Source organism: Aromatoleum toluclasticum ATCC 700605 (genome assembly GCF_000378245.1).
GTDB classification, from domain to species: Bacteria; Pseudomonadota; Gammaproteobacteria; order Burkholderiales; family Rhodocyclaceae; genus Aromatoleum; species Aromatoleum toluclasticum.
Genome location: NZ_KB899500.1, coordinates 19,088 through 45,793, shown reverse-complemented (window position 1 = coordinate 45,793; position 26,706 = coordinate 19,088). Strand labels below are relative to the sequence as shown.

Annotated in this window: 22 protein-coding genes and 1 tRNA gene; 7 read left to right on the top strand and 16 right to left on the bottom strand. The window is 65.0% G+C overall.

Going from position 1 to position 26,706, the window contains the following annotated elements:
• Positions 1-364: 364 nt before the first annotated feature.
• Positions 365-1,060, top strand: coding sequence for an SOS response-associated peptidase (locus tag F464_RS0116735; protein ID WP_018990990.1), 696 nt, complete (start codon positions 365-367; stop codon positions 1,058-1,060).
• Positions 1,061-1,536: 476 nt separating this feature from the next.
• Here F464_RS0116735 and F464_RS0116730 read toward each other — a convergent pair.
• The 16 genes from F464_RS0116730 to F464_RS0116655 all read right to left on the bottom strand — a co-directional run bounded on the left by F464_RS0116730 (position 1,537) and on the right by F464_RS0116655 (position 16,597).
• Positions 1,537-1,612 (bottom strand) — tRNA-Thr (locus F464_RS0116730).
• Between the two features lie 10 nt (positions 1,613-1,622).
• The gene (locus F464_RS0116725; RefSeq protein WP_018990989.1) at positions 1,623-2,783 is read right to left on the bottom strand and encodes an HD-GYP domain-containing protein; all 1,161 of its coding nucleotides are present in this window, start codon (positions 2,781-2,783) and stop codon (positions 1,623-1,625) included.
• 77 nt (positions 2,784-2,860) lie between these two features.
• Positions 2,861-3,613 (bottom strand): Crp/Fnr family transcriptional regulator, encoded by a 753-nt coding sequence (locus tag F464_RS0116720; protein ID WP_018990988.1) that lies wholly within the window; start codon positions 3,611-3,613, stop codon positions 2,861-2,863.
• Positions 3,614-3,617: 4 nt separating this feature from the next.
• On the bottom strand, positions 3,618-5,483 hold the full coding sequence (locus F464_RS0116715; protein WP_018990987.1) for a nitric oxide reductase activation protein NorD: 1,866 nt from the start codon (positions 5,481-5,483) through the stop codon (positions 3,618-3,620).
• A 13-nt stretch (positions 5,484-5,496) separates the two neighbouring features.
• The gene (locus F464_RS0116710) at positions 5,497-6,537 is read right to left on the bottom strand and encodes a 4Fe-4S binding protein (protein WP_018990986.1); all 1,041 of its coding nucleotides are present in this window, start codon (positions 6,535-6,537) and stop codon (positions 5,497-5,499) included.
• 4 nt (positions 6,538-6,541) lie between these two features.
• On the bottom strand, positions 6,542-6,949 hold the full coding sequence (locus F464_RS0116705; RefSeq protein ID WP_018990985.1) for a hypothetical protein: 408 nt from the start codon (positions 6,947-6,949) through the stop codon (positions 6,542-6,544).
• Between the two features lie 31 nt (positions 6,950-6,980).
• A complete protein-coding gene (locus tag F464_RS0116700; protein WP_018990984.1) occupies positions 6,981-7,781 on the bottom strand; it encodes a CbbQ/NirQ/NorQ/GpvN family protein in 801 nt (266 codons plus the stop codon).
• Positions 7,778-8,089, bottom strand: a complete 312-nt coding sequence (locus F464_RS0116695) for a cytochrome C oxidase subunit IV family protein (protein ID WP_018990983.1) — start codon at positions 8,087-8,089, stop codon at positions 7,778-7,780. The genes F464_RS0116700 and F464_RS0116695 overlap by 4 nt, the downstream gene beginning before the upstream one ends.
• 13 nt (positions 8,090-8,102) lie before the next feature.
• Positions 8,103-8,723: a cytochrome c oxidase subunit 3 family protein gene (locus tag F464_RS0116690; protein ID WP_026296079.1), complete on the bottom strand. Its 621-nt coding sequence runs from the start codon at positions 8,721-8,723 to the stop codon at positions 8,103-8,105.
• Between the two features lie 180 nt (positions 8,724-8,903).
• The gene (locus F464_RS0116685; RefSeq protein WP_018990981.1) at positions 8,904-10,286 is read right to left on the bottom strand and encodes a cbb3-type cytochrome c oxidase subunit I; all 1,383 of its coding nucleotides are present in this window, start codon (positions 10,284-10,286) and stop codon (positions 8,904-8,906) included.
• Between the two features lie 37 nt (positions 10,287-10,323).
• Positions 10,324-10,749, bottom strand: coding sequence for a c-type cytochrome (locus tag F464_RS0116680; RefSeq protein WP_026296078.1), 426 nt, complete (start codon positions 10,747-10,749; stop codon positions 10,324-10,326).
• Between the two features lie 223 nt (positions 10,750-10,972).
• Positions 10,973-11,713, bottom strand: coding sequence for a hypothetical protein (locus F464_RS0116675; protein WP_018990979.1), 741 nt, complete (start codon positions 11,711-11,713; stop codon positions 10,973-10,975).
• Between the two features lie 42 nt (positions 11,714-11,755).
• Entirely contained in the window at positions 11,756-13,306 is a 1,551-nt protein-coding gene (locus F464_RS0116670) for a DUF5666 domain-containing protein (protein ID WP_018990978.1), read from the bottom strand.
• A complete protein-coding gene (locus F464_RS0116665; protein WP_018990977.1) occupies positions 13,303-14,163 on the bottom strand; it encodes a DUF6502 family protein in 861 nt (286 codons plus the stop codon). The genes F464_RS0116670 and F464_RS0116665 overlap by 4 nt, the downstream gene beginning before the upstream one ends.
• Before the next feature lie 114 nt (positions 14,164-14,277).
• On the bottom strand, positions 14,278-14,874 hold the full coding sequence (locus tag F464_RS0116660; protein ID WP_018990976.1) for a hypothetical protein: 597 nt from the start codon (positions 14,872-14,874) through the stop codon (positions 14,278-14,280).
• Between the two features lie 190 nt (positions 14,875-15,064).
• The gene (locus tag F464_RS0116655) at positions 15,065-16,597 is read right to left on the bottom strand and encodes a fumarate hydratase (protein ID WP_018990975.1); all 1,533 of its coding nucleotides are present in this window, start codon (positions 16,595-16,597) and stop codon (positions 15,065-15,067) included.
• 249 nt (positions 16,598-16,846) lie between these two features.
• Here F464_RS0116655 and acs point away from each other — a divergent pair, with 249 nt between their 5' ends.
• The 6 genes from acs (at position 16,847) to F464_RS0116625 (ending at position 26,682) form a co-directional block, all read left to right on the top strand.
• Entirely contained in the window at positions 16,847-18,820 is a 1,974-nt protein-coding gene (gene acs / locus F464_RS0116650; RefSeq protein WP_018990974.1) for an acetate--CoA ligase, read from the top strand.
• 200 nt (positions 18,821-19,020) lie between these two features.
• Positions 19,021-19,218, top strand: a complete 198-nt coding sequence (locus tag F464_RS0116645) for a hypothetical protein (protein WP_018990973.1) — start codon at positions 19,021-19,023, stop codon at positions 19,216-19,218.
• Between the two features lie 10 nt (positions 19,219-19,228).
• Positions 19,229-21,988 (top strand): sensor histidine kinase, encoded by a 2,760-nt coding sequence (locus F464_RS0116640; protein WP_018990972.1) that lies wholly within the window; start codon positions 19,229-19,231, stop codon positions 21,986-21,988.
• A gap of 25 nt (positions 21,989-22,013) precedes the next feature.
• Positions 22,014-22,385, top strand: coding sequence for a response regulator transcription factor (locus F464_RS0116635; protein WP_018990971.1), 372 nt, complete (start codon positions 22,014-22,016; stop codon positions 22,383-22,385).
• 3 nt (positions 22,386-22,388) lie between these two features.
• A complete protein-coding gene (locus F464_RS0116630; protein ID WP_018990970.1) occupies positions 22,389-24,560 on the top strand; it encodes a 3'-5' exonuclease in 2,172 nt (723 codons plus the stop codon).
• Between the two features lie 64 nt (positions 24,561-24,624).
• The gene (locus F464_RS0116625; RefSeq protein WP_018990969.1) at positions 24,625-26,682 is read left to right on the top strand and encodes a sodium:solute symporter family protein; all 2,058 of its coding nucleotides are present in this window, start codon (positions 24,625-24,627) and stop codon (positions 26,680-26,682) included.
• Positions 26,683-26,706: the final 24 nt, after the last annotated feature.

The following is a 26,706-nucleotide window of genomic DNA, read 5'->3' as shown; positions in this document are numbered from 1 at the left end:
GATCTGGATGATCACAGGGCCGGACAGTCCGATCAACACTACCGGTGTCCGCGGCTGCGATGCCGTCACCACCGGCGCCATGTACGCACGGTTGAGAGGCGCGTGGGCGCGCTGTCCCCGCCGCATCGGTCGCGGCTGTCGGTTACCGACTCCGAAGAGCTGGCGAGTGAACGGCAGGCTTCGAGGCTGCACGGAAGAACGCCCTGCGCACGACCTCGACAGCGGCTCCACGTCTCGGAAAGAGGGCTTGCCGGGCGGCCTTGAGCCATTCGGACGACTCCTGCCCACGCTACCCATCACTCACACCCGATACACGGCTCGCCGGGTGTAGGCTGTGCAGGTCGCCAACCGGAGGATGTGCGCGATGTGTGGCAGATATGCGCTGTATGGTCCGACGTCGCGGATTGCGATGCAATTCGACGTGGAAGTGGATGACTTCGACCAGATGCCCCACGATCTGTGGAATCCCTTCAATATCGCGCCTACGCAAACTCCACCAGTAGTGCGCGCTCGGCCAGACGGCACGCGCGAACTGGTACTCGCGCGTTGGGGGCTTTTGCCGAGTTGGGTCAAGGAGCCTGCGGCCGTGGTGCATCCCATCAATGCGAAACTGGAGACCGCCGCAGCGAAGCCGATGTTTCGCCACGCGTTCAAGCACTCGCGCGTGCTGGTGCCCGCCTCAGGTTTTTACGAATGGCAGGCGGTCGCAGGCCACAAACAACCGTACTTCGTCCGCCCGGCTGCCTTGCAGTGCTTCGGGTTCGCGGGGCTGCTGGAGCGGTGGCGTGGCCCGGAGGGAGATCTTTTGACATTCGCAATTCTGACCACGGCAGCAAACGAGTCAGTGCGTCCGATACATGATCGGATGCCGGTCATCATCCAGCCCGCAGATTACGCGGCCTGGCTCGACCCACAGCTTGTCGACGCGGATCTCGTGTGCGAACTTGCCGGAGAATTTCCGCCGGCGCTTATGGAAGCGTATCCCGTCGGCCGAGCCGTCGGGAACCCGCGCGCGGAGGGCCCCGAGTTGATCGAGCCTGCGGACGATTTCCAGCGCTGATTGAGTTGCGCCCCGGCACGGAACTTCGACACAACAATTTCAGAGATTTGCCCGATTGCCTAGTTTGGCCGATTGGAGGGGCGCCTCACGTAACGCGCCCGTCGAGGCCCTACAGACATCTGCACTGCTGGCGGAATCACCCCTCTTGGCGCTGAGTTTATGCCTCAATGAGGTTCCAGCCTTAACGATGCCATGGTGACGTCCGATGTGCTTTACGCAGGATTCCAGCGCCATGTTGGCAAAGTGCCGCCCTGCGGGATCGGTGATCGTGATAAGTGGCGCTTATTGTTAGAGCAATAAATTTGATGGATTGCTCTTCTAAACAGGCAATCACTTCGTCACTCAAGCCAACGGACTGGCTGCGACCCTCGCCACGGAAGGGAGTAGGAAGGTCGAGAAAGGAACCATCAACGGAACCATGAACAATAACTTGCTTGCTCGGACCGGAACCAGTTGCTGTAAGCCCTTGTTTTGATTGGTGCCGACAATCTGACTCGAACAGATGACCTACCGCTTACAAGGCGGTTGCTCTACCAACTGAGCTATGCCGGCGCGGGCCGGATTATAGCGTAAGGATGGCGTCCTGAAAGCGCTGATAGATGGCTTCGACTTCCGTGCGGCAGTCGAGCAGGGCCTGTACCGCAGGAGCATAGAGCTGGGTGCCCGCGATGCGTTCGATTTCCTGGAAGGCGTTGGCGAGCGTCCAGGCGGGTTTGTAGCTGCGTGCGCAGGCGAGCGCATCGAAGACGTCGGCGGTGGCGACGATGCGGGCTTCGAGCGGGATGGCCTCGCCCGCGAGGCCGTGCGGATAGCCGCTGCCGTCCATGCGCTCGTGGTGGGCGGCAACGATGTTGCGCAGCATGTCGATGTTCGACAAGGATGCGAGGCCGAAGTCGTTGATCAGGCGTTCGGCCATCTGCAGCCCGACGATGACGTGCTGGCGCATCTCCTGGCGTTCGGTGTCGTCGAGCTTGCCGGGCTTCAGGAGGATGCGGTCGGGTACGCCGACCTTGCCGATGTCGTGCAGCGCGGAAAACAGGAAGATGTGTTCCGCGTAATCGTCCGTCTTGCCGTGCGAAGGCCCGATTTCGCGGGCAATGATCCGGGAATAGCGCGCCATGCGGTCGAGGTGGGCGCCGGTTTCCAGGTCACGCACATGGGCGAACTGGCTCGCCAGCCGCAGGCCGCCGACGAGCATCTGCACGGTGGCGAGTTCCTGCGTCACGATCATGCCGATGAGATGGCCGTAGAGCAGCAGGTCGGCGACCACGGGATCGGTGAAGACGTCGCGTTCGCGCGCGTCGAAGAAAAGAAAACCGAGCAGCTGGTCGCTGCGCCGGATCGGCAGCGTGAGGCTGGACAGGAAACCTTCATGGTGTAGCCAGCGTGAGTGCGTGGCCTCGCTGTGCGGCAGCTTGCTGAGGTCGTTGAGGACTCGCGCCTGTCCGCTGTCTGCGATCGCCAGGAGCGACGGGACGCTGTCGATCGGGCACTCGTAGCCGTGCAGCGGCGAGATCCCCGGGTCGTTGCTGGCGACGAAGGTCTTGAGTCGACGCATCTCCGGGTCGTACAGTGCCACGGCGATGCGCGCGATCGCGGGGTAGCGTTGGTGAATGCGCTCGTGCAGTTCGCGCACCTTGTCGCTGACCGAGGCCACATGCAGATTGCTGGCCTGCCTTGCGGCCGATGCGGCGAATTCCTGCCAGCTGTCGATGACGCTCATGATCCTGGTTCGCACTGGAACGGGGATCAATTATCAGTTACGGCCCGGGGCGCCGCCAGTACTTTCGGCACAGCCTCTCAGTAGCGCGCGCCTGTGGTGCGCAGGCGTTCGACGTCCGGGATATGGATCGTGCGCCCCTCGACGACGATCAGCCCGGCCTCGGCCAGTTCGTGCAGGATGCGCGAGAAGTGTTCCTGCGTGAGATTGAGCCGCGAGGCGATCGTGCCCTTGCTGGTGGGCAGGCGGATCGATACCCGTCCGCACAGGCCCGGTTCGCCGCTGCTCTCCTCCTCGCGCAGCAGGTAGCCGACGATGCGTTCGCGGCCGGAGAGCAGCGAGTAGGTCTCGACGTCGGCGATGAGGTGGTGCAGGCGCTGCGACAGGCCGGCGATGATGCGGCGGCAGAACGTGGGGTCGCGGTCCATCTCCTCGAACACGACGTTCTTGGCGATGTGCAGCAGCCGGCTGTCCGTGAGGGCCTGCGCCATCACGAAGTACGGTTTTTCCATGAACATCACCGCCTCGCCGAAGCTCTGGCCCGGGCGCATGATCTCGATGACCTTCTCCTGGCCTTCGGCGGACGTGAAGGCGAGCTTGATCTGGCCGCAGAGCACGAGGTGGAAGCCGTGACAGGGGTCCCCGCGATGGAACAGCACGGTTCCCTTGTCGACGTTCTGTTCGCGCACGCCGCGGGCAAAGCGGGCCAGTTCGGGCGGGTCCAGACCTTCGAGAAGGGGGACATGGGCGAGCAGGCGGCACACGTTCTCGGTGTCGGCGTGCTGTGTGACGGGCGCGCTGGAGCGGTCGCGCAGGCATTCGGTCACAGGCATGGCATCACCGCGTCAGTTGGGCATAGAACATCGGCAGGCGCGCGGGCAGTTCTTCCGGCTTGCGGATCACCGCGTAGCCGGCCGGACCGAAGAGATGGGGCAGGTAGCCTGCGCCCTCGCGGTCGATCGTGACGCAGAACGGCACGAGGCCTTGCTTGCGCGCCTCGGAGATCGCGACGCGCGTGTCCTCGATGCCGTAGCGGCCTTCGTAGAGGTCGAGATCGTTGGGTTTGCCGTCCGACAGGATCAGGAGGATGCGGCGCGCGGCCGGCTCGGCGGCGAGGAGCCCGCTCGCACGGCGGATCGCGGCGCCCAGGCGCGTGTAGTAGCCAGGCTTGATCGCGCTGATGCGGCCGCGGATGCGGTCGTCGAAGCGGTCGCCGAAATCCTTCAGGCGATGGAAGCGCACCTGGCTGCGTTTCACAGAGGAAAAGCCGGCGATGGCGAAGCGGTCGCCCGTCGCACCCAGCGCTTCGCCGAACAGCAGCAGCGCGTCGCGGATCACGTCGATGACGCGGGCCTCGCTCGATACCCAGCTGTCCGTGGACAGGGAGAGGTCTGCGAGCACCATGCAGGCGAGGTCGCGTTCGCGTTTTTCCAGCGACAGCCAGAGCTGGTCCGAAGGGTGGCGTCCGACGGCGCGGTCGGTCTGTGCGCGCACGATGGCGTCGACGTCGAGCTCGGAGCCATCCACCTGCGCCTTGATCCAGCGCCGGCCCGGCTGCAGCGCGGCGAACTGCTGGTGCAGCCGCTTCGCGGTGCGGCGCAGGTGCTCGGGCAGCGGGCAGGGTTGTGCGTCGCGCGCAGCGAGTTCGACGAGGCGCACGTGGTCCTCGAGCAGCACGCCTTTGCGGTAGTCCCATTCGGGAAACGGCAGGCCCTCGCCGAGCACGACGTCATCCTCGGCGGCGGAGGGCAGGTCGAGGTCGAAACGGACCTTGGAGGCGACGCGCTCCTTGTCCTGCGTGAGGGCAAGTTGATCGAGATCGCGTGCCGCGTCGGCGGCGTTCGGGTCGGGGTCGTCGTCGGTGGGGCGGTTGATGCGCAGGAACTCCGCGATCGCGAGCAGGCTTTCGGCGCGGAACATCAACATCAGCCCGTTCTTCTCCTGCGGCATGTCGACCTGTTCGGCGTGATGGGCGCGACGCTCCGATTCCTCGAAGGCGGGCGGGCCGCCGTCGGCGGTCTGCTCGGGATCGGCGCTGCTGCGACGGGTCGCACCTCCCCTTGCTGCCAGCGATCCAGTGAGCCACAGCAGCACGGGGTGCGCGGGCGGCGTACCCTGCGGCACAGCCGGCAGCGCGAACACCGTACCCGGCGTTTCCAGCGCGCGCCGGATCGCACGTTCGCGCTCGGCTTCCTGCGGGGGCAGCTTCTCGGGCTTGGGGCGCTTGGGCAGATAGGCCGCCACGAGCCGCCGGTAGCGCGGCGCGAGGCCCGGCCACGCATGCAGCGCGGCGCAGGTCGCGAACTGGTTGCGGCGGAAGTCGCGGTCGGCTTCGTCCTCGCCTTCGGCATCCAGTCCTTCGTGCGCCGCGGCGAGCGCAGCAAGCCACAGATAGAGGTCACGGTTCAGCGACTTCTCGGGGAAAGCGTCGATCTCCGGTGGCAGCCGCAGTGTCGACGGATCCATGCGCGCCCGCGCGGCCCGGTCGCCGGCGCCGGCGATGCGCGAGAGCAGGCCGCGCCGGGCGCCATGTTCGTCGTTGGTGGCGGCGGCCACACGCAGGCCCGGGTCGCCCCCCAACGCGCGGAAGAACACCCCCGCCGTGCGTTCGATGTCCTTGAGCCGCACCACTGCGTCGGGGTGGTTGCCGACCGCGGCGCGGGTGATCAGACGGTGCCAGATCTTGCCTACGGCTTCTTCCATGTCCTTGTCCTGGCTAGCGTTCCTTGCCGGAGCGGAATCCGGCCTCGTTCTGGCGTGCGGCTTCCTTGCTCACCCACTGCAGCAGGGGCCCCTGAGGGTTGTCGCGCTGGCTCTGCTCGCAGGCCTCGACGCACTGCGCGCACTGCGTGCAGGTGAACATCAGGCGCTTGATGTTGCGCGGCGTGAGGCGCATCGGGCAGACGGCATCGCACGCGGACTGGCGGTCCGGCAGGCAGTTCGCACAGTCGGCGGCGCGCTTCCTCTGGAAGCCGACCACCATCGCATTGCGGTTGCCCATCCACGCCAGGCTCTGGAACAGGCCGACGGCGCAGGCGTAACGGCAGAAGAGATGGCGGGCGAACAGGAATTCGACCGACAGTGCGCAGGTTGCCGCGGTGAGGAAGATCGTCTGGTTGCGCGTGAGCGTCCCGGCGAAGAGATTGCCGTACACCTCCGCCGGCGGCAGCAGGTAGGTCAGGAACACCAATGCCCACAGCAAGGCGAAAAATCCCGCAGCCGGCACCACGATCAGCCACCAGCGGGCATCCGCGCGCCACGGCGTGCCGTCCGCCTTCCACGGCGGCAGCGGTTCCCGGATCCACACGCTGGGTTTGCCCGAGGCCTTCTGCATCAGCTTGTTGATCGTCTCTACGACCGAGAAGTGCGGACACAGCCAGCCGCAGTACAGGCGCCCCCACTTCCACGAAACCCACAGGAAGGCGGCTGCACCGACGAGGATGGGAACGAACAGCCGGATCATCACGTTCGTGCCCGCTTCGAGCGCCCCGATGCGCCCGGCGACGAAATCGTCCATGCCCAAGCGCCATTCCATGCCGAGCAGCCATGCGTGGCCCGCGTCGAGGTCGTAGCGGAGGATGTCGAACACCGGGGCGAGGATGAACAGCGTGAAGAAGGCGACCTGGAAGGCGATGCGCTTCTTCTGGGTGCGGTTGTGGCCCATCGGCTTCGCGCTTGCGATGGGGATCACGCGGCGCGCCGGTTTCGCCTCCACATCGGGTGTCGCGGACAGCAGGGATGGATGCGGGGCATTCATGGACTTACTCGTAGAGATCCGGGCCGATGAAGGGGTACTGCCAGCTGCGGCCGAGAATCGCGTGATTCAGTCCGACGACGCCGAAGATCACCAGCGTGGCGTGAAAGGAAACGAAATAGAGAATGCCGAGCACCCACGACCACGGATCGTCGAGTCCCCCCAGCATGAAGATCCCGATGCTGACACCGAGCAGCATCGCGCCACCATAGATGCTTGCGACGAGCGTCTGGCGCAGGTGGTTGCGCACGACCAGCGGGGCGCTGTCGCGATGGCGTCGCCACAGCACCAGCAACACGAGGAAGGCCAGTCCGGGCGCGACCAGGAGGTTTGCGAGGAAGAGCGCCTCGGCGACGATCGCCAGGCGCGGGCCGGGTATCTGCTCGGTGAGGAGATCGGGTTCCTGGGCGGACATGGGTATATGCCTCGTGACCCGGGGGGCTGTGTCAGCGCCCGAAGGTGGCCGACACGACCTCCATCAGCGCGTCGGCGACCTCGGGGTCGTCCGTCAGGCTCTCGACGATCGCCGCGCGGCAGGCCGTCACCGGATCCATGCCATCGCGTACCAGCAGCGCCGCATACACCAGCAGGCGCGTGCTCGCGGCTTCCTCCAGATCCTGGTCCTTAAGGGTGCGCAGCGCATGCGCGATCGACACCAGACGCTTGGCCAGATCCGGCGCGCAGCCCGATTCGCCGATGAGGATGCCTTCCTCGCGCTCGGTGGCGGGGAAGTCGAAACGCAGGCTCACGAAGCGCTGCCGCGTCGACGGCTTCATGCCCTTCAGCAGGTTCTGGTAACCGGGGTTGTACGACACCACCAGCATGAAGGACGGCGGCGCCGCGAGCAGCTCGCCCGTGCGGTCGATCGGCAGGATGCGGCGGTCATCGGCGAGCGGGTGCAACACCACGGTCGTGTCCTTGCGCGCCTCGACGACCTCGTCGAGGTAGCAGATGCCGCCTTCGCGCACCGCGCGCGTCAGCGGGCCGTCGCACCACACGGTTTGCCCGTCGCCGATCAGGTGGCGGCCGACGAGGTCCGCTGCGGTCAGATCGTCGTGGCAGGCCACCGTGTACAGCGGCAGTCCGAGGCGCGCGGCCATGTGCGCGACGAAGCGCGTCTTGCCGCAACCGGTGGGGCCCTTGATCAGCAGGGGCAGACGGTTCTTCCAGGCGTGCTCGAAGACGTCGATCTCGTCGCCGGCGGGCTGGTAGAAGGGAATATCGAGATGAGGCGTGTCGAGCATCATGCGGCGAGTCCTTTCCAGTAAGCGATCCCGATCAGGGCGCAGACGAGGGTCATCCACCCGAGTGCGAGCAGCGGCCACATCAGCGGGGCGCGGCGAAGGGCCATGTAGTCGAGGATGATCATCGTGCCTTTGCCGAACGCGATCGAAAACAGCAGGCCGACGATGGCAGGGCCGGCGGCGCCGGTCTCGCCGACGCTCCAGGTCACGATGGTTGCAGCGATCAGCACGACCCAGATGACCGTGGCGCGCAGCGGTGTGCCGTGATCGGAGTGGTGCAGGGCGAGGGCGGAGGATCTTTGGGGTTGCATCGTTTCGTACCTCTCAACGCATTACATAGACCAGCGGGAACAGGATCAGCCATACCAGATCCACCATGTGCCAGTAGGCGGCTCCCGTCTCGATCCCGTTCATGTTGCCCGGGCCGTAGCGCCCCTTGCGCGCCCCGTTCCACAGCGCGGCGAGGATCACGAGGCCCAGGATCACGTGCATGAAGTGGAAGAAGGTCAGTATCAGGTAGAACATGTGGAAGGTGCTCGACGACAGGCTTACTCCCGCCGCGAACTTCGCCGCGTATTCGAACAGCTTCACGACGATGAACCCGGCGCCACATGCGAAGCCGCCGACGATCCACTTCGCGGCGCCGCGCCCCTGGCCGGCCTCGGCCGCCTGCACCGCGCGCACCACGAGGTAGCTCGAAGTCAGCAGCAGCATCGTGTTGATCGCCCCGGCGTTGCGGTCCAGCGCCAACTGCTGCGCGTTGAACAGCTCGACGTTGTTGGCGCGCGCGAAGGCGTAGGCGATGAAGAAAGCGCCGAAGGCAAGCAGCTCGGCGAGGATGAAGAACCAGATCGCCAGGTCGCCGGGAAGGCGCCGGGGGGCGCTGTCGGAAGCAACGGCCGGGAGGGCGGACGGGTTCACGAGTGTTTGGGCGCATGTATTCATGGGTCCCAGTCTACGAAGGGGGCGTGCGCCGGACCTTGATTCTGGTTAACTCACGGATTTGGTGAGATAAAGAAATGGGGAATATGCCCCAGTACGTCGCAAACCAAAAAAAAAGGGGCGGCCGAAGCCGCCCCGCAATCGCTTCACGTGCCCCGCGGAGGGCCGGAAGCGAGGGATCCATCATGCATGGATCAGGGGCTTGCTCTCACCCTTGACGAAGAAGCTCGCAAGGTAGGTAACGAGGCCCGCGGCGAACACGACGCCCGCCCACAGACGCATCCAGTAGAACAGCGAGATCTGCTCCTGCACCGCCATGAAGGGCATCGGCGTCGAGGACACGCGTTGCAGCCACACTTGCAGAATGCCGGCAGCGGTGAGGAACAGCGTGATGAAGACCATCGAGATCGTCATCAGCCAGAAGCCCCACATCTCGCAAACCTGCGCACGCTCGTCGTTGGCGGCACGGCCACGCAGCAGCGGCATCGCGTAGCTGATCATCGTCAGCACCACCAGCACGTAAGCGCCGTAGAACGCCATGTGACCGTGTGCTGCGGTGATCTGCGAACCGTGCGTGTAGTAGTTCACCGGAGCCAGTGTGTGCAGGAAGCCCCACACGCCGGCACCCAGGAAGGCCATCACGCCGGTGCCCAGCGCCCACAGCACGGCAGCCTTGTTCGGATGCTCGCGGCGGCGGCGGTTCACCATGTTGAAGGCGAAGACGGTCATTGCGAAGAACGGGATCGGTTCAAGAGCCGAGAACACCGAACCCAGCCACTGCCAGTAGGCCGGCGTGCCGATCCAGAAGTAGTGGTGGCCGGTACCGATCAGGCCGGTGACGAGCGCCAGCGTGATGATCACGTACAGCCACTTCTCGATCACTTCACGGTCGACGCCGGTCACCTTGATCAGCACGAAGGCGAGGATGGCGGCCATGATCAGTTCCCACACGCCTTCCACCCAGAGGTGCACAACCCACCACCAGTAGAACTTGTCCTTGACCAGGTTGCCCGGGTTGTAGAACGAGAACAGGAAGAAGATCGCCAGACCCCACAGGCCCATCAGCAGCACGATGCTGATGACGGTCTTGCGGCCCTTCAGCATCGTCATCGTGATGTTGAAAAGGAAGGCCAGGGCCACGATCACGATGCCGATCTTGGTCAGCAGCGGTTGTTCCAGGAACTCCCGTCCCATCGTCGCGAGGATGTTGTTGCCGGTCATCTCGGCGAGCGTCGCGTAGGGCACCAGCAGGTAGCCGAGGATCGTCGCCGCGCCTGCGAGCAGGAACACCCAGAACATCACCAGCGCGAGTTTCGGACTATACAGCTCCGTTTCCGCCTCCTCGGGAACAAGGAAGTAGGTGGCGCCCATGAAGCCGAACAGCAGCCACACGATGAGCAGGTTGGTGTGCACCATCCGCGCGATGTTGAACGGAATTGCCGGGAAGAGGAAATCGCCGACGACGTACTGCAGACCCATGGCGAGACCGAAGATGATCTGTCCGACGAACAGACCGATGGCCGCTATGAAGTACGGCATCGCGACCGATTGCGATGAATATTTCATGGTTATGAATTCCCTTGAAGTTGTCGATCCGATGCGCTCAGCCTTCGATGTTGGGTGGCCATTTCTGGGTGTCGATTTCGGAGGTGTACTTCAGGAAGGCGACGAGGTCGTCGAGCTCCTGGTCGGTGAAATTGAACTGCGGCATCTGACGGCGTCCCGGCGTGCCGGTCGGCTGCGACTTGATCCACGCCTTGATGAACTCGGCGCCGCGACGCGGATAGACGTTGCCCAGCTCCGGAGCGAAGTACGCGCCTTCGCCGAGAATGGTGTGGCAGCCGATGCAGTTGCGTGTTTCCCAGATGTGCTTGCCACGCAGGACCGACTCCGTCAGGTTCGCACGGTTGTCGGATTTTGGCAGGCCACCCATGGTGTCAAAGCTCAATGCCACCAGAAGGAGGAAGAAGAACACCGCCCCACCGTAGAAGATGTTGCGGGCCATCGCCTTGGTAAATGTACCGCTCATGGTTCGTCCCTCATTGTTTTGTCATGCGCCCGAGTGATTGAGAAATAACCCGAAGGTTGCACGCATTCTCGGCAGCGGGAGCGGGGCGCTCCATGATTTGAATCAATTTCGGGAATTCAGCGTCCTGATTGTCTCGAACAATGGAAAACGGGGCCGGGACCGCGGACGGAGCGTTTATCCTCCCGCGATCCCGGCCCCGCCGGGTGCCACCGTCATGAAGTGGTCAGTAGGTATAGCCGACCATCACGCCGCCGCCCCAGTCCGGGCTGTTGTCGGAAAACCCTTTTACGCCATAGACTTGCAGCTTCCACTGGTCGCTCAGCTTCTGGCTCAGAAACAGCGAGGCCTCGCGGATCGGATCGCGGGAGGATCTCAGCCGCGCGCGCCAGTCGTAGGCTGCGCCGACGGTCGTCGTCGGCCCGAGCTTGGTGGAAATGCCCAGGGACGCATAGAAGGGGTTGCGCAGGTCGGAATCGCCCATGTCCTTCCAGCCTGCGGTGCCGAACGCGGTCACTGCACCGAAGGCCTTGGCGGCGTCGACCTGCAGCGCATAGTCCGTCTTGTTGTTGCCCAGGCACTTGCTTTCCGCCGTCGGCATCTTCACTTTCGCCACCGCATCGAGCAGCAGGCCGTTCGTAGTGCCGTCGAGCAGGTTGTAGCCCGCGCTCGCCGTGATGTCGCCGAGCCCGGTCTTGGTGCCCGCGCAGTCGACCCCCTCGATCGGGTCGCCGTCGGGGCCGACTACCGCGTTGGTGACACGCAGGTACGGGATGGTCGTCTTGTACGTCATGCGACCCGTTTCGTACTTTGCCGTGATCGGCACGTACCACATTTCACTGGTCGTGCTCGTGCCGTAGTCGCCGGTAGAATAATCAAGCCCTGTCGTCAGGCTCAGCTCGCTGGTGCCGGCGGCCAGTGCGCTGCCCGACAGCAGCAGCGCCAGCAGGATGCGCTTGTGCTTCATTCGATTTTCCTCCGCGTTGGGATGTCTTGTTCCTGTTGTGCTTCAGTCGTGTTCGGGGCGTTCGATGCGTTCCGGCCGTTCCAGCTTCTCCGGCCGTTCGATACGCTCGATGCGTTCTGGCCGTTCGATACGTTCGACGCGCTCGACCCGGCCGCTGCCGTCGAAGCGCTCGATGCGCTGGCGGGTCTCGACGCGGTCGCCCGACGTGCGTGTCTCGATGCGTTCGCGCAACAGAAGATCTCCGCTCGGGCTCACCTCCGTGCGTTCGATCCGCTCGCGCTCGACTTCGCCGGTGGGTGAGAGCTCGCGCTCGAAGCGCTCGCGTCCCGATCCGCTCTCAGTCTCGATGCGTATCCGCTTGTCGTCGATCTCAGTCCGTGTCTTGCCCGAATCGTGTTCCTTGCCGTCGTCGCCGCTGCCGGATTTCTTCCCGGATCGGGAACTCTCGCGGCTCTCGCTGGCGCCGAAGCCGTCGCGCACGACCTCGATGCGGGCGGCCTTGACCTTGTGCTCGCCGGTGAAGGTGCCTTGCACCCGTACTCGCGTGTCCTTGTCCAGCGTGCCCGTCGCACCGTCTGCGAATTCGGTGCCTTCCGCCAGTTCCACTTCGAAACCGCTGATATCCAGCCGGTTGTCGATGCGCTCGAACACCAGGCCTTCCACGACCGCGTCGCGTACGCGCCCGGCGAAAGGAGTCGTTGGATTCGCGGTCGTCTGCGATACCGCCAGCGCACGCCCCGTCCATGTGCCGCGTACCAGCGACTCCGCAACGCCGCCTGCATCGCCGCTCAGCGCCAGTCCGTGCAGCGTACCGTCTCCGCCGCGCGTTCCGATCGCGCTCGCCTCGCGCAGCTGGGGCGCCCGCTCGACGCGGGTCGCAAGCACCTCGCCGGACGCATTGCGGAATCCGCTCACCCGCACCATCTCGCCGGCACGCAGGCCCGCGTCGACCTTTGCCCCTGACGCAAGCTTCACCGTCTGACCCATCACGCGCAGCGGCGCGGAACCCTGCCGCGCCGTGGTCACCGGGCCCTCGTAGGCGTGGACGATCGCAATGCTGCGTGCTTCCAATCCGCGCGGCGAAGTGCCGGCCTCGACGGCGACGACCTGCCCCACGGCAAGGCGCGACACGCTGCCGCCGATGCCGTTTTCGGTCACCGGAACGGCCTCGTCGTAATGCACCTCCACGCCGTTCACGCAAATCGATGCGAAGCCGGTGATCGTGCCGACGATGCCCGTGCCGCCGGTTCCGCCGTCGCGGGCGGGGGCACCCGTACCGCCGATCCCGCCCTGTGCGACCGGCGCGCCCGTGCCTCCTATTCCCGACGCCACCGGCGCCCCGGTGCCGCCGATCGCCGATGCGGTGGGGGCTCCCGTACCGCCGATCCCCGATGCGACGGGGGCGCCTGTGCCGCCGATGCCGGATGCCGGCGACCCCGTGCCGCCGATTCCGCCTTCGCGCCGGGGCGCGCCCGTACCGCCGATGCCGCCCGGGTCCACGCATACCGGCGCCGCAAGCGCCGGGACGACACCGCACAGCGCGAGCGCGAGACCCGCCGCAAGCCGGCGCAGTGTTTGGAGTCGATCACTCATGACGGGGTTTTCGGCGAGGCGCTGCCCGACAGGCTGGTGCCCGAATTCGGTTCGCTGTAAAAATACAGGCCGATCGTGACGCGCTGTCGTGCATCGGGGCCCTGGGCGTCCTGCGCTTCGAGATCCGCGGCCAAGGTGTTGAAGGCGATCAGCGCCTGCATCCCTTCGTTGGCGACCGCGTCGCGCAGGCGCGCGATGCTCGCGGTGGATAGGGCGTCGTAATGCACGCTGCGCTCGAAATACGGCGGACCTTCTGCAGTCAGGTTATGCACCGCCGCACAAGCGTGGTCATGCACGTTGTGACCGAAATAGGCCGCCTTCTCGTCGAAGCCTTTTTGCGGAATGAAGGCTGCCGTTTCCAGATGCACGCGGTCGTGTTCATCCACGCGTACGATCCCGAGCCGCAGCCATTCGTCCAGCACCACGCGGGCCCGGATGTCCTTGCTGACGCGGGCGACGAGTGCATCGAAGGAACGTTCTCCGCCGGTACTGGCGAGCCGAGGCAAGGGCGCGGGCTCGCCCGGCCGCGTGCAGAACGGCGCGGAGGTCTGCCAGGTGCTCACGAGGTGGGCTCCCAGGGATATGGCTGCGGGCAGATCGTCCTCCACATCCGGCGGTTGACTGCGTAGACGCTTGACGTCCTTGCGATGCACGCTGGTCAGGAGGCTGATCCTGCTGTCGCTCGGCGCCTTGGCGTCGAGGCGGAATTCCTGCTCAGCCACCTCCACGAAGACGCCCTTGAGCATGTCCGAGAAATAAGTATAGGTCACACCCTTGCGCAGCATCAGCCGCACCAGCGGCCGCATCACGCGCCGGAGCGCTTGCAGCAGCGAAGTCGGCGGGGTAGGGGAATGCATGGGGGGGTCATCCCGAGTCAGATATTTGCAGTCTAACTTGGCGTGGGAAAAAATTCCATGCAATCCGCCGATGCCGGCGTGACCGGCACCCCGCCTTCAACTCGATAGATGGTCTCAGTCGCGTTCGCGGCGTTCGATACGTTCCACCCGCTCGGGCTTCTCGGGGCGCTCGACGCGTTCGAGTCGCTCTACCCGGTCGAGCTTTTCCGGACGTTCGGCACGGGCGACGTGTTCGGCGTTGTCGGGCCGTTCGGCCGCGGGACGCGAGTCGCCGCGTGCGTGCGCGACTTCGCCACCGGCGATCGTGCGGCTGGAACTGCGTTCGCTCAACACCGTGCCGTCGGATGCCGTGCGAACCTCGGTCGTCGTCTGGCTGGCGAGGCCGCCCTCGGCGTTGAAGGTCATTTCCTTGCTGCGGACGCGCTTGGGCGCTGCGCCGGTGGCGCTCAGGGTGCGCGTGCGGGTCACCGTCGTCGTGCCATCCGCATTGGTGACGGTCTCGACGCTCTGCACGGGCATGGCGCCTTTGGAGCGCAGTGCGCTGACAGCGGCCGTGCCGTCGGTCGTCACGGTGGTTGCGGCCGGCTCCAGCTCGGCTGTAGTCGTTGCAGTCGTTGTCGCCTCCTGCGCAGGGGCGAGGCCCGAATGCAGTCCGAAGGCCAGGCTGGCTGCCGCGTAAAACGAAACGGAAATCCCGGGGTGAAGTTTCATCTGATCCTCCTTAAGCTTTAGAAGTGGGAAAAAATCCCACGTGTACAAACTTTAGGCGCCGGCTCCCGTGAAGGTCAAGCGCTTGAGGGCACACAGATGTTTCGGTATGTGTGTCCTGCAGTTCCTGACGCCGAAAAAAAGCCCGGCCGCGTGAGCGGCCGGGCTTGGGAAACTTCTGTCTGCGAGCGGATCAGGCTGTTGCGAGCGGGATCTTGCCGATCTTCACTTGCCACTCTTTCGGGCCGGTGTTGTGCACGCTGGTGCCGTTCGAATCGACCGCGACCGTCACCGGCATGTCCTGCACGTCGAACTCGTAGATCGCTTCCATACCCAGGTCGGCGAAACCGACGACCTTCGCGCTCTTGATCGCCTTGGCGACGAGGTAGGCTGCGCCGCCGACGGCCATCAGGTAGGCGGACTTGTTGTCGCGGATTGCGTCGATCGCGGTGGGGCCGCGCTCGGCCTTGCCGACCATGGAGATCAGGCCGGTCTGCTCCAGCATCATGCGCGTGAACTTGTCCATGCGCGTCGCGGTGGTGGGGCCTGCCGGGCCGACGACTTCGTCACGCACCGGATCGACCGGGCCGACGTAATAGATCACGCGGTTCGTGAAGTCGACCGGCAGCTTCTCGCCCTTCGCCAGCATGTCCTGGATGCGCTTGTGCGCAGCGTCGCGGCCCGTCAGCATCTTGCCGTTGAGCAGCAGCACCTGGCCCGGCTTCCACGACGCGACTTCTTCCTTCGTCAGCGTGTCGAGGTTCACGCGCGTGGCGACCTTGGTGTCGGCCTGCCAGGTCACGTCCGGCCAGTCTTCGAGCTTGGGTGCTTCCAGCTTCGCCGGGCCCGAGCCGTCGAGTTCGAAGTGCACGTGGCGGGTCGCTGCACAGTTCGGGATCATCGCCACCGGCAGGCTCGCCGCGTGGGTGGGGTAGTCGAGGATCTTGACGTCGAGCACGGTCGTCAGGCCGCCCAGGCCCTGTGCGCCGATGCCCAGCGCGTTGACCTTCTCGAACAGCTCGAGGCGCAGTTCCTCGGCGCGCGTGAGCGTCGCGCCGGAAGCGGCCTTGTCCTTCAGTTCATGGATGTCGACCGGCGCCATCAGCGATTCCTTCGCCAGCAGCATCGCCTTCTCCGGCGTGCCGCCGATGCCGATGCCGAGGATGCCCGGCGGACACCAGCCGGCGCCCATCGTCGGGACGGTCTTCAGCACCCAGTCGACGATCGAATCGGACGGGTTCAGTGCATAGAACTTGGTCTTGTTCTCGGAGCCGCCGCCCTTGGCTGCACAGATGACCTCGACGTGGTCGCCCGGGACGATCTCGTAGTGCACGACCGCGGGGGTGTTGTCCTTGCTGTTCTGGCGCTTGCCGGCCGGATCGAGCAGCACCGAGGCACGCAACTTGTTGTCGGCGTTGGTGTAGGCGCGGCGCACGCCTTCGTTCACCATTTCCTGGACGCTCATCTTCGCGTCCCACTGCACGTTCATGCCCACCTTGAGGAAGACTACGGCGATGCCGGTATCCTGGCAGATGGGGCGATGGCCTTCGGCGCACATGCGCGAATTGGTCAGGATCTGCGCGATCGCGTCCTTCGCTGCGGGGCTTTCCTCACGCTTCCAGGCCTCGCCGAGGGCCTTGATGTAGTCAAGCGGGTGGTAGTAGCTGATGTACTGGAAGGCATCCGCGACGGACTGGATCAGGTCTTCTTCGCGAATCACGGTCATGGGGCATCTCTCCAGGTAAGGCCGGGTCACTAGGTAGGGGCGCAATTCTAGCAGCCCGGGGGAGCGTCGTTCCACCGGAATGGGCAATGTTCCACGGTGTGCGGGTGTAAGTCCTGTGTAAGATAGACAGCCTTAAATGCCGACCAGATCGCGAAGGCGGCGTCTTCAGCGAACGATACATAAGACCGGCTCGACCGGTCGGCCCTGCAGGGCGCTTCAATTACTTTGAATAGTTGAGGAGAGGTCAGTATGTCGAACGAACAGCAGCCCCGTCTGTATTACCCGTCGGAAGAGATCGTCAGGAATGCCGCGGTCTCGGGTATGGACGCTTACCGTGCGCTGTGCAAGGAAGCCGAGGACGACTACGAGGGCTTCTGGGCGCGTCAGGCCCGCGAGATGGTTGAGTGGAAGAAGCCTTTCACCCAGGTCCTCGACGAGAGCAACGCCCCTTTCTTCAAGTGGTTCGCCGACGGTCAGCTGAACGTCTCCTACAACTGCCTCGATCGCAACGTCAATAACGGCCTGGGCGACAAGGTCGCGCTGATCTTCGAAGCCGACGGCGGCGATGTGACCCGCGTCACCTACAAGGATCTGCTGTCCCGCGTCTGCAAGTTCGCCAACGCGCTGCGCAACATGGGCGTCAAGAAGGGCGACCGCGTAGTCATCTACCTGCCGATGTCCATCGAAGGCGTCGTCGCGATGCAGGCCTGCGCCCGTATCGGTGCGACCCATTCGATCGTCTTCGGCGGCTTCTCGGCCCAGGCTCTGCGCGACCGCATCAACGATGCCGGCGCCGTTGCACTGATCACCTCCGACGGCCAGTTCCGCGGCGGCAAGGCGCTCCCGCTGAAGCCGATCGCCGACGAAGCCCTCGGCATGGGTGGCTGCGAAAGCATCAAGAACGTCGTCGTGGTCCAGCGCACCGGCGGCGCGTGCAACATCGTAGAGGGCCGCGACAAGTGGTTCCACGACGTCTGCGCCAGCGAGGCCGAGACGTGCGAGCCGGAATGGGTCGATGCCGAGCATCCGCTGTTCCTGCTCTACACTTCGGGCTCCACTGGCAAGCCGAAGGGCGTCCAGCATTCGACCGGCGGCTACCTGCTGCATGCGATCCTGACCATGAAGTGGACGTTCGACATCAAGCCGAACGACGTCTTCTGGTGCACGGCGGACATCGGCTGGGTCACCGGCCACACCTACATCACTTACGGTCCGCTCGCCTGCGGCGCGACCGAGATCGTGTTCGAAGGCGTGCCGACCTACCCGGATGCCGGCCGCTTCTGGAAGATGATCCAGGACCACAAGGTCAGCGTCTTCTACACCGCGCCGACCGCGATCCGCTCCCTGATCAAGGCCGCAGACAACACCCCGGCCGTGCATCCGACCAAGTACGACCTCTCCAGCCTGCGCATCCTCGGTTCGGTTGGCGAGCCGATCAACCCGGCTGCGTGGGAGTGGTACTACGAGAACGTCGGCGGCAGCCGTTGCCCGATCGTCGATACCTTCTGGCAGACCGAGACCGGCGGCCACATGATCACCCCGCTGCCGGGTGCGACGCCGCTGGTGCCGGGCTCCTGCACGCTGCCCTTCCCGGGCATCATCGCTGCCGTCGTCGATGAGACCGGTACCGAAGTGCCGAACGGCCAGGGCGGCATCCTCGTCGTCAAGCGTCCGTGGCCCGCGATGATCCGCACGATCTGGGGCGATCCCGACCGCTTCAGGAAGTCCTATTACCCGGACGACTTCAAGGGCAAGCTGTATCTCGCCGGCGACGGCGCGATCCGCGACAAGGACACCGGCTACTTCACGATCACCGGCCGTATCGACGACGTGCTGAACGTCTCGGGCCACCGCATGGGCACGATGGAAATCGAATCGGCGCTCGTTGCGCACGAGAAGGTTGCCGAGGCCGCCGTCGTGGGCCGTCCGGACGACCTGACCGGCGAGGCCATCGTCGCCTTCGTCGTGCTGAAGGGCGCGCGTCCGACCGGTGAAGAGGCCAAGGCGATGATCAAGGACCTGCAGAACTGGGTCGGTCACGAGATCGGGCCCATCGCCAAGCCCAAGGACATCCGTTTCGGCGAGAACCTGCCGAAGACCCGTTCGGGCAAGATCATGCGCCGGCTGCTGCGTCAGCTGGCGAAGGGGGAGGAGATCACCCAGGATACGTCGACCCTCGAGAATCCGGCGATCCTGGAACAGCTCAAGCAATCCGCGAGCTGACCCGTCATGACGGGCGACCGGTCCGCAAGAGATCGGCCCCGCATAAGAATAATTGAGGCAAGCCGGCGCGAGCCGGCGGTGGGAGGAGGAGAAGGCGCGCGCAAGCGCGCCTTTTTTTTCTCCTCGAGGGACTGCGTCGCGGGGTCCCCGGCGGGCACCGGTATACTCCGGGTAGCCATCGTCATCATGAGGGAGACATGATGCGCAGAGGTCTGGCTGGTCAGAGGCTCGTTGCAGCGTTCCTGGGCGGAGCGTTGCTGTTCAACTATCCCGTGCTGTCCCTGCTGGACAGGTCCGAACCCTTCTTCGGCATGCCGATGCTTTGGGCGTGCCTGTTCATCGTTTGGGCTGCGCTGATCGCCGTGGTCGCGTGGATCGCGGAGCGTGGCGCGCGTTGAGGAGGCGGGGATGCTGTCGGGCACCGTCGTAGTCGCCGCATCGTTCGCGTACCTGCTGTTGCTGTTCGCGGTCGCCTGGTATGGCGACCGGCGAGCGGAGCAGGGGCGTTCGATCATCGCCAATCCGTGGACCTACGCGATGTCGCTCGCGGTGTACTGCACCGCATGGACCTATTTCGGCAGCGTCGGGCGCGCGGCATCCGGCGGGGTGTGGTTCCTGCCGATCTATCTCGGGCCGACACTCGCGATGAGCCTGTCATGGCTGGTGCTGCTGAAGATGATCCGCATCTCGCGCACCTACCGCATTACGTCGATCGCCGACTTCATTGCGAGCCGCTATGGCAAGAGCCATCTCCTTGGCGGCCTGGTGACCATCATCGCCGTGGTCGGCATGGTTCCCTACATCGCCCTGCAGCTGAAGGCGATCTCCAGCGGCTATTCGGTGCTTACCGGCAGCGACGACAGCGGCGTCTTTCCCTTCGCCGCGTCGAGCTGGTTCAACGACGGCACGCTCTACGTCGCACTGACGCTCGCCCTCTTCACCGTGTTGTTCGGTGCGCGCCACCTCGATGCGGCTGAGCGCCATGAAGGTATGGTCGCGGCGATCGCGTTCGAATCGGTGGTCAAGCTGCTGGCTTTCCTGGTCATCGGCGGATTCGTCACCTGGGGAGTCTATGAGGGTTTCGGCGACATCTTCGCGCGCGCCTTCGCAAACCCGGAGCTGGCGCCGCTGCTGAGCCTCAAGACCGCGAGCTCCGCGGGCTACGGGGGGTGGTTCGCGCTCACGCTGCTCGCAATGCTGTCGGTGATTTTCCTGCCGCGTCAGTTCCAGGTGACCGTCGTCGAAAACGTGAATGAGCAGCACCTGCGCCGTGCAGTCTGGCTTTTTCCGGGTTATCTACTGCTGATCAACATCTTCGTGCTGCCGATCGCACTCGGCGGCCTGCTGTATTTCGGGCGCGGCACCGTGGACCCGGACACCTTCGTGCTTTCCCTGCCGCTGGCGCACGGCGAACGGGCGCTCGCGCTGCTGGCCTTCATCGGCGGTCTTTCCGCTGCGACGGGCATGGTCATCGTCGAGACGATCGCGGTGTCGACGATGGTGTGCAATGACCTCGTGATGCCGCTGCTGTTGAGCACCGAGCGCTTCAAGCGCAGCGATCATCCTGACCTCACCGGGCTTCTGCTTGGCATTCGGCGCGGTGCGATCGTCGTCGTACTGCTGCTGGGCTACCTGTATTTCCGTCTTGCCGGCGAGGCCTACGCGCTGGTGAGCATCGGACTTATCAGCTTCGCCGCGGTCGCGCAGTTCGCACCGGCGATGCTGGGCGGGATGTACTGGCGCGGTGGCACCCGGGAAGGCGCGTTCGCGGGCCTGCTGGCGGGCTTCGTCGTATGGGCCTACACGCTGATGCTGCCGTCCGTGGCGAAGTCGGGCTGGCTAGACCGGTCCTTTCTCGACAACGGGCTCTTCGGCCTGGAATACCTGCAGCCGGAACAGCTTTTCGGCCTTGCCGGGCTGGACAGCATCAGTCATGCGCTCTTCTGGAGCCTGACTGCGAACATCGCGTGCTACGTGCTGGTATCGCTCGCGCGCGTCCCGACGGGGCAGGAGGCCACCCAGGCGACGCTCTTCGTCGACGTCTTCAGCCGCGGCCAGGACGCCCCGGCGACTTTCTGGCGCGGCAGCGCGCAGGTTCAGGATCTGCAGCCGCTCGTGGCGCGCTTCCTTGGCGCAGAGCGCGCACGGCGGATGTTCGAATCCTATGCGCGCGAGCGTGGCCTTGCCCGTATCGACGAGCTGAAGCCGGACGCCGGTCTGGTCCAGTTCGCCGAAACCCAGCTCGCCGGCGCGATCGGCAGCGCCTCGGCGCGCGTGATGGTGTCATCGGTGGTGCAGGAAGAGCCGCTCGGGCTGGACGAGGTGATGGATATCCTCGACGAGGCCTCGCAGGTGCGCGCTTATTCGCGCGAGCTGGAGGAGAAGTCGCAGGCGCTGGAAGAGGCGACGGCCGAGTTGCGGGCCGCCAACGAGCGCTTGAAGGAGCTCGACCGCCTCAAGGACGATTTCATGTCCTCGGTGACGCACGAGCTGCGCACGCCGCTGACCTCGATCCGCGCGTTTTCAGAGATGCTGCTCGACGATCCGGAGATCGATCTCAAGGATCGCATGCGCTTCCTCGGAATCATCGTGTCCGAGACGGAGCGCCTCACGCGTCTGGTGAACCAGGTTCTGGACATGGCCAAGATCGAGTCGGGGCATGCCGAATGGCACAACACCGACATCGACATGCGCGAACTGGTCGGTCATGCGGTGGAAACCACCGAACAGCTTTTCCGCGACCGCGGCGCGGTGCTCGAACTCGATCTTCCCGACCAGGCGCCGCACCTGCGTGCCGACCACGACCGCGTGCTGCAGGTGTTGCTGAACCTGATTTCGAATGCCGCGAAGTTCGTGCCGGATGATGCCGGGGTAGCGCGTGTGCGGCTGTCATGCGAAGCGGGACAGCTTCGCGTCGATGTCTCCGACAACGGTCCGGGGATTGCGCCCGGGCAGCTTGGGGTGATCTTCGAGAAGTTCCGCCAGGGCGGCGACGAGCATTCGCGTCCGCAGGGCACGGGACTGGGACTGCCGATCAGCCGGCAGATCGTGGAGCACTTCGGCGGCAGGCTGTGGGTTCAGTCAAGGGCTGGCGAAGGTGCGACCTTCAGCTTCGTCCTGCCCCTGTCGCCCGAGGCCGGCGACGGCCCGGACCACGCAATGACTTAGAATATAAAGAAGGAAAGGGGAGAGCATGGCCAAAAAAATATTGATTGCCGACGACGAGCAGAACATCGTCATTTCACTCGAGTTCCTCATGAAGCGCGAGGGCTACGAAGTGAGCGTCGCCAACGACGGCGACGAGGCGGCGCGGCGCATCCGTGCCGAAAAGCCCGATCTCGTGCTGCTCGACGTGATGATGCCGAAGAAAAGCGGGTTCGAGGTGTGTCAGGAGGTGAAGTCCAATCCGGAGCTGCAGTCGGTGCGCATCCTGATGCTTACGGCCAAGGGGCGCGACACCGAGGTCGCGAAGGGGCTTGCCCTCGGGGCCGACGCTTACATGACCAAGCCGTTCTCGACCAAGGAACTCGTGGAGCGCGTGCGCAGCATGCTCGCGGAGCGCTGACGGATGACCGCTCGTGCGCGCTTCATCCTTGCGGTCTGCATTCTTGCGTTGCTGATGACCGGCCCCTTCGTCGTGACTGTGGGGCTGGTGTGGCTGGAGGCGGGCGAGGCCGACCGGGCACGGCTGATCGACGTGGTTGTGCCGCACCTGCCGCTGGGTGCGCTGATGACCATCATGGGTTTCACGGCCGGAATGGCTGTCGTGCGCAACCTGTTCCGGCACTATGTGCGGGGCCTCCTGCGCATGGATGAGCACCTCAAGCTGATGCACGGCGCCAACCGCGAATTCCGCGTCAAGCCCGAGGGGCCGCCTGAGGTGCAGGCGCTCGCGCACGCGGTCAACGTCCTGGCGCAACAGCGCGACGAGCTGCTGCAGGACGTCGAGGCGCAGATCGCCCAGGCGAAGCACTCCGTGGAGGAGGAAAAGAACCGCCTCGCCGCGCTGATGTCGGAACTCACGCAAAGCGTCGTCGTGTGCAACCTCGACGGCCGCATCCTGCTCTACAACCACCGGGCACGACAGCAGTTCCGCGCCTTGTCGGACACGCCTGCGGTTGCCGGCGGCGGCGAGCTGATCGGGCTCGGACGCTCGATCTATGCGGTCTTCGAGCGCAACCTCGTCAATCATGCGCTGGAAAGCATCCAGCATCGCCTGCGGCGCAGTGCGGCACAGCCGGTCGCCAATTTCGTGACCACGACACGCGCGGGCCAGCTCCTGCGCGCGCAGATGGCGCCGGTGCTTTCGGTTGCGCAAGGGGAGGGCGACGAGCGGGCCATCACCGGCTTCATCCTGATGCTCGACAACATCACGCGCACCTTCGAGACCGAATCGAAGCGCGACCAGATGCTGCACACGCTCACGGAAGGCAACCGCGCGGCACTCGCCAACGTGCGTGCCGCGGCCGAGATGCTCGAATACCCGGACCTGCAGGAAGAGCTGCGCGAGCGCTTCCGCACTGTAATCCGCGACGAGGTGCGGGGAATGAGCACGCGCCTCGACGAGACCGCCAACGAATTCGCCGACTCCCTCAAGGCGCGCTGGCCGCTCGAGGAGATGCTCGGGGCGGACCTGATCGCCGCGGCGCAGCGGCGCATCGAGAATGTCGTCAAGCTTCCGACGAAGCTGGAGGAGGTCGACGAGGCGCTGTGGGTCAAGGTCGACAGCTTCTCGCTGCTGCAGGCCCTGACGTATCTGGCGAGCCGCCTCTCGGACGAGTTCGAGGTGCGCGAGGTGCGTTTCCGCCTGACACCCGCCGCGGGGCGGCTGGTCCACCTCGACCTGATCTGGTCGGGCCAGGCGATGAGCACCGAGACGGTGATGAGCTGGGAACTCGAAGCGATGCGTTTCGCCGATGAGGTCAGCCCGCTGACGGTGCGCGACGTGATCGAGCGTCACGACGGCGAGATGTGGCTCGAGCGCGAGAAGGTTCGCCACCGCGCGTTCTTCCGCATTCTGCTGCCTGCCGCCGTGCCGCAGGAACAGCTCGACGAGGCGACGATCCTGAGGGGCGAAAGCCGGCCGGAATACTACGACTTCGACCTCTTCAACTGGTCCGACAGGTCGCGCGCGCTCGACGACCGGCTGCTCAGCGAGCTGACCTATACCGTCTTCGACACGGAAACGACCGGGCTCAACCCCTCGCAGGGCGACGAGATCATCCAGATCGGCGCGACCCGCATCGTCAATGGCAAGCTGCTGCGTCAGGAGTCGTTCGAGCAACTCGTCGATCCCTGCCGCCACCTGCCGCCGGAGTCGGTGCAGATCCACGGCATCACGCAGGGCATGCTCAAGAACCAGCCCACCATCGAGGCGGTGCTGCCGGCTTTTCACGCGTTTACCGAGGATACCGTGCTGATCGCGCACAACGCGGCGTTCGACATGCGTTTCCTGCAACTGAAGGAGGAGGCGACCGGCATCCGCTTCGACCAGCCCGTGCTCGACACGTTGCTGCTATCCGTCGTCATTCATCCGAACCAGGAGTCGCACCGCCTCGAGGCGATCGCCGAACGGCTCAACCTGCCCATCCTCGGACGCCACACGGCTCTGGGCGATGCGATCGTCACCGCCGAGGTCTTCCTGAAGATGATTCCGTTGCTGGCGGCAATGGGCATCCGCACTCTTCGCCAGGCGCGCGAGGCGGCCGAGAAGTCGTATTACGCGAGGGTCAAGTATTGAACGCTGACTCCTTGCGGCGCGCGCCGGGGCCTGTTGTGCGCTGCTTGAATGGACGGCTGTCCGCATGACCGGACCGTCCCCTTTCGCGCGCCGTCTGCGCCGCTACTACCTCTGGTACACGGTCAGCTTCATCAGCTTCGTCGGGTTTCTGGCGATCGGCGAAAAAATGGGCATGTCGCCGGGCGTGATCGGCCATGTCTTCCTGTTCGCAACCATCGCCATCTACGCAGGCATCGGCGTCATGAGCCGCACCGCCGACGTGTCCGAATACTACGTCGCCGGGCGTCGCGTGCCTGCCATGTTCAACGGCATGGCGACGGCGGCGGACTGGATGAGCGCCGCCTCGTATATCGGCCTCGCCGGCACGCTGTATTTCACCGGCTTCGAGGGACTCGCCTTCGTCACCGGCTGGACGGGCGGCTTCGTGCTCGTCGCGCTGCTGCTCGCTCCCTACCTGCGCAAGTTCGGCCAATACACGATTCCCGACTTCCTTGGTGCGCGCTACCAGGGCAACGCGGCGCGTGTCGTGGGCCTGGTAGCCGCGGTCGTCGCCAGCTTCGTCTACCTGGTCGCGCAGATCTACGGGGTCGGGCTGATCACCAGCCGCTTCGTCAGTGTCGAGTTCGAGATCGGGCTCTTCGTCGGGCTGGCGGGCATCCTGGTGTGCTCCTTCCTCGGCGGCATGCGTGCGGTCACCTGGACCCAGGTTGCGCAGTACGTGATCCTGATCGTCGCGTATCTCGTACCGGTCACGATCCTTTCATACAAGGTCACCGGCGTGCCCGTCGCGCCGGTGATGTACGGTACGGTGCTCGGCAAACTCTCGGAGAAGGAGAACGAGCTGTTTGCCGACGAGGCCGAAGTCGCCGTGCGCAAACAGTTCGCCCAGCGCGCCGGAGACTACGCCGCCAAAATTGCCCATCTGCCGGATTCACTCGCCGCGGAGCGGCGCGAGCTCATCGAGCGCCTCAACCAATTGCGCCTGAACAACGCGGCCGCGCGCGACATCGCGCACACGGAGCGGGCCCTGCGCGATTTGCCGCGCACGCCGGATCAGGCTCGCCAGTTGTGGGAACGCGCGCGCGTCGAGGCGATCGAGCGCTCGCGTCCGCCGCCGCGCCATGCCCAGGCTCATCCCGGCGAAACGCCCGAGCAGCGCCAAGTCGCGCGCAACAACTTCCTCGCGCTCGTGTTCGTGCTGATGGTCGGCACCGCCGCGCTGCCGCACGTGCTGATGCGCTACTACACCACCCCCGGGGTGGTCGAGGCGCGCAAGTCGGTGTTCTGGGGGCTGTTCTTCATCTTCCTGCTGTACGTCACGGCACCGGCCTACGCGGTGTTCGCGAAGTGGGAGGTGTACAACAATCTCATCGGCAGCAGCATCGCGATGTTGCCGAACTGGCTCGTCTCGTGGGGCAAGGTCGGCATGGTCAACATCGAGGACATCAACGGCGACGGCATCCTGCAACTCGCCGAGCTGAGCCTCAATACCGACGTTATCCTGCTCGCTACCCCCGAGATCGCGGGATTGCCTTACGTCATTTCGGGCCTGGTCGCCGCCGGCGGCCTGGCTGCGGCGCTGTCGACGGCTGACGGCCTGCTGCTCACCATTTCGAATGCGTTGTCGCACGACCTTTACTACAAGGTCATCAACCCGCGCGCGAGCACGCAGCGCCGCCTCGTCATCTCGAAATCGCAGCTCCTGGTCGTTGCCGTCGTCGCCGCGTGGGTCGCCTCGCTCCGTCCGGACAACATCCTCTTCATGGTCGGCCTGGCATTCTCCATCGCCGCGGCGGCATTCTTCCCCGCACTGGTGCTGGGAATCTTCTGGAAGCGGGCGAATCGGCCAGGCGCGGTCGCCGGCATGCTCTCCGGCCCCGCGGTCACGATCTACTATTTCGTTCGCACGCACGCCTTTTTCGGTGGCTCGATGGACAACGCGTGGTTCGACATCAATCCGATTTCGAGCGGTGTGTTTGGCGTGCCGCTGGGTTTCCTCACCATCGTCGTCGTCAGCCTGCTCACCCCGCCGCCTCCGCCGGAAGTGCGCGCGCTTGTGGATTACGTGCGCTACCCGCGGCTGCCACCCGATGATCAGGGCATCTTCACCGAATCCAAGTAGGCAGACTGCGACTGCGCACGAGTG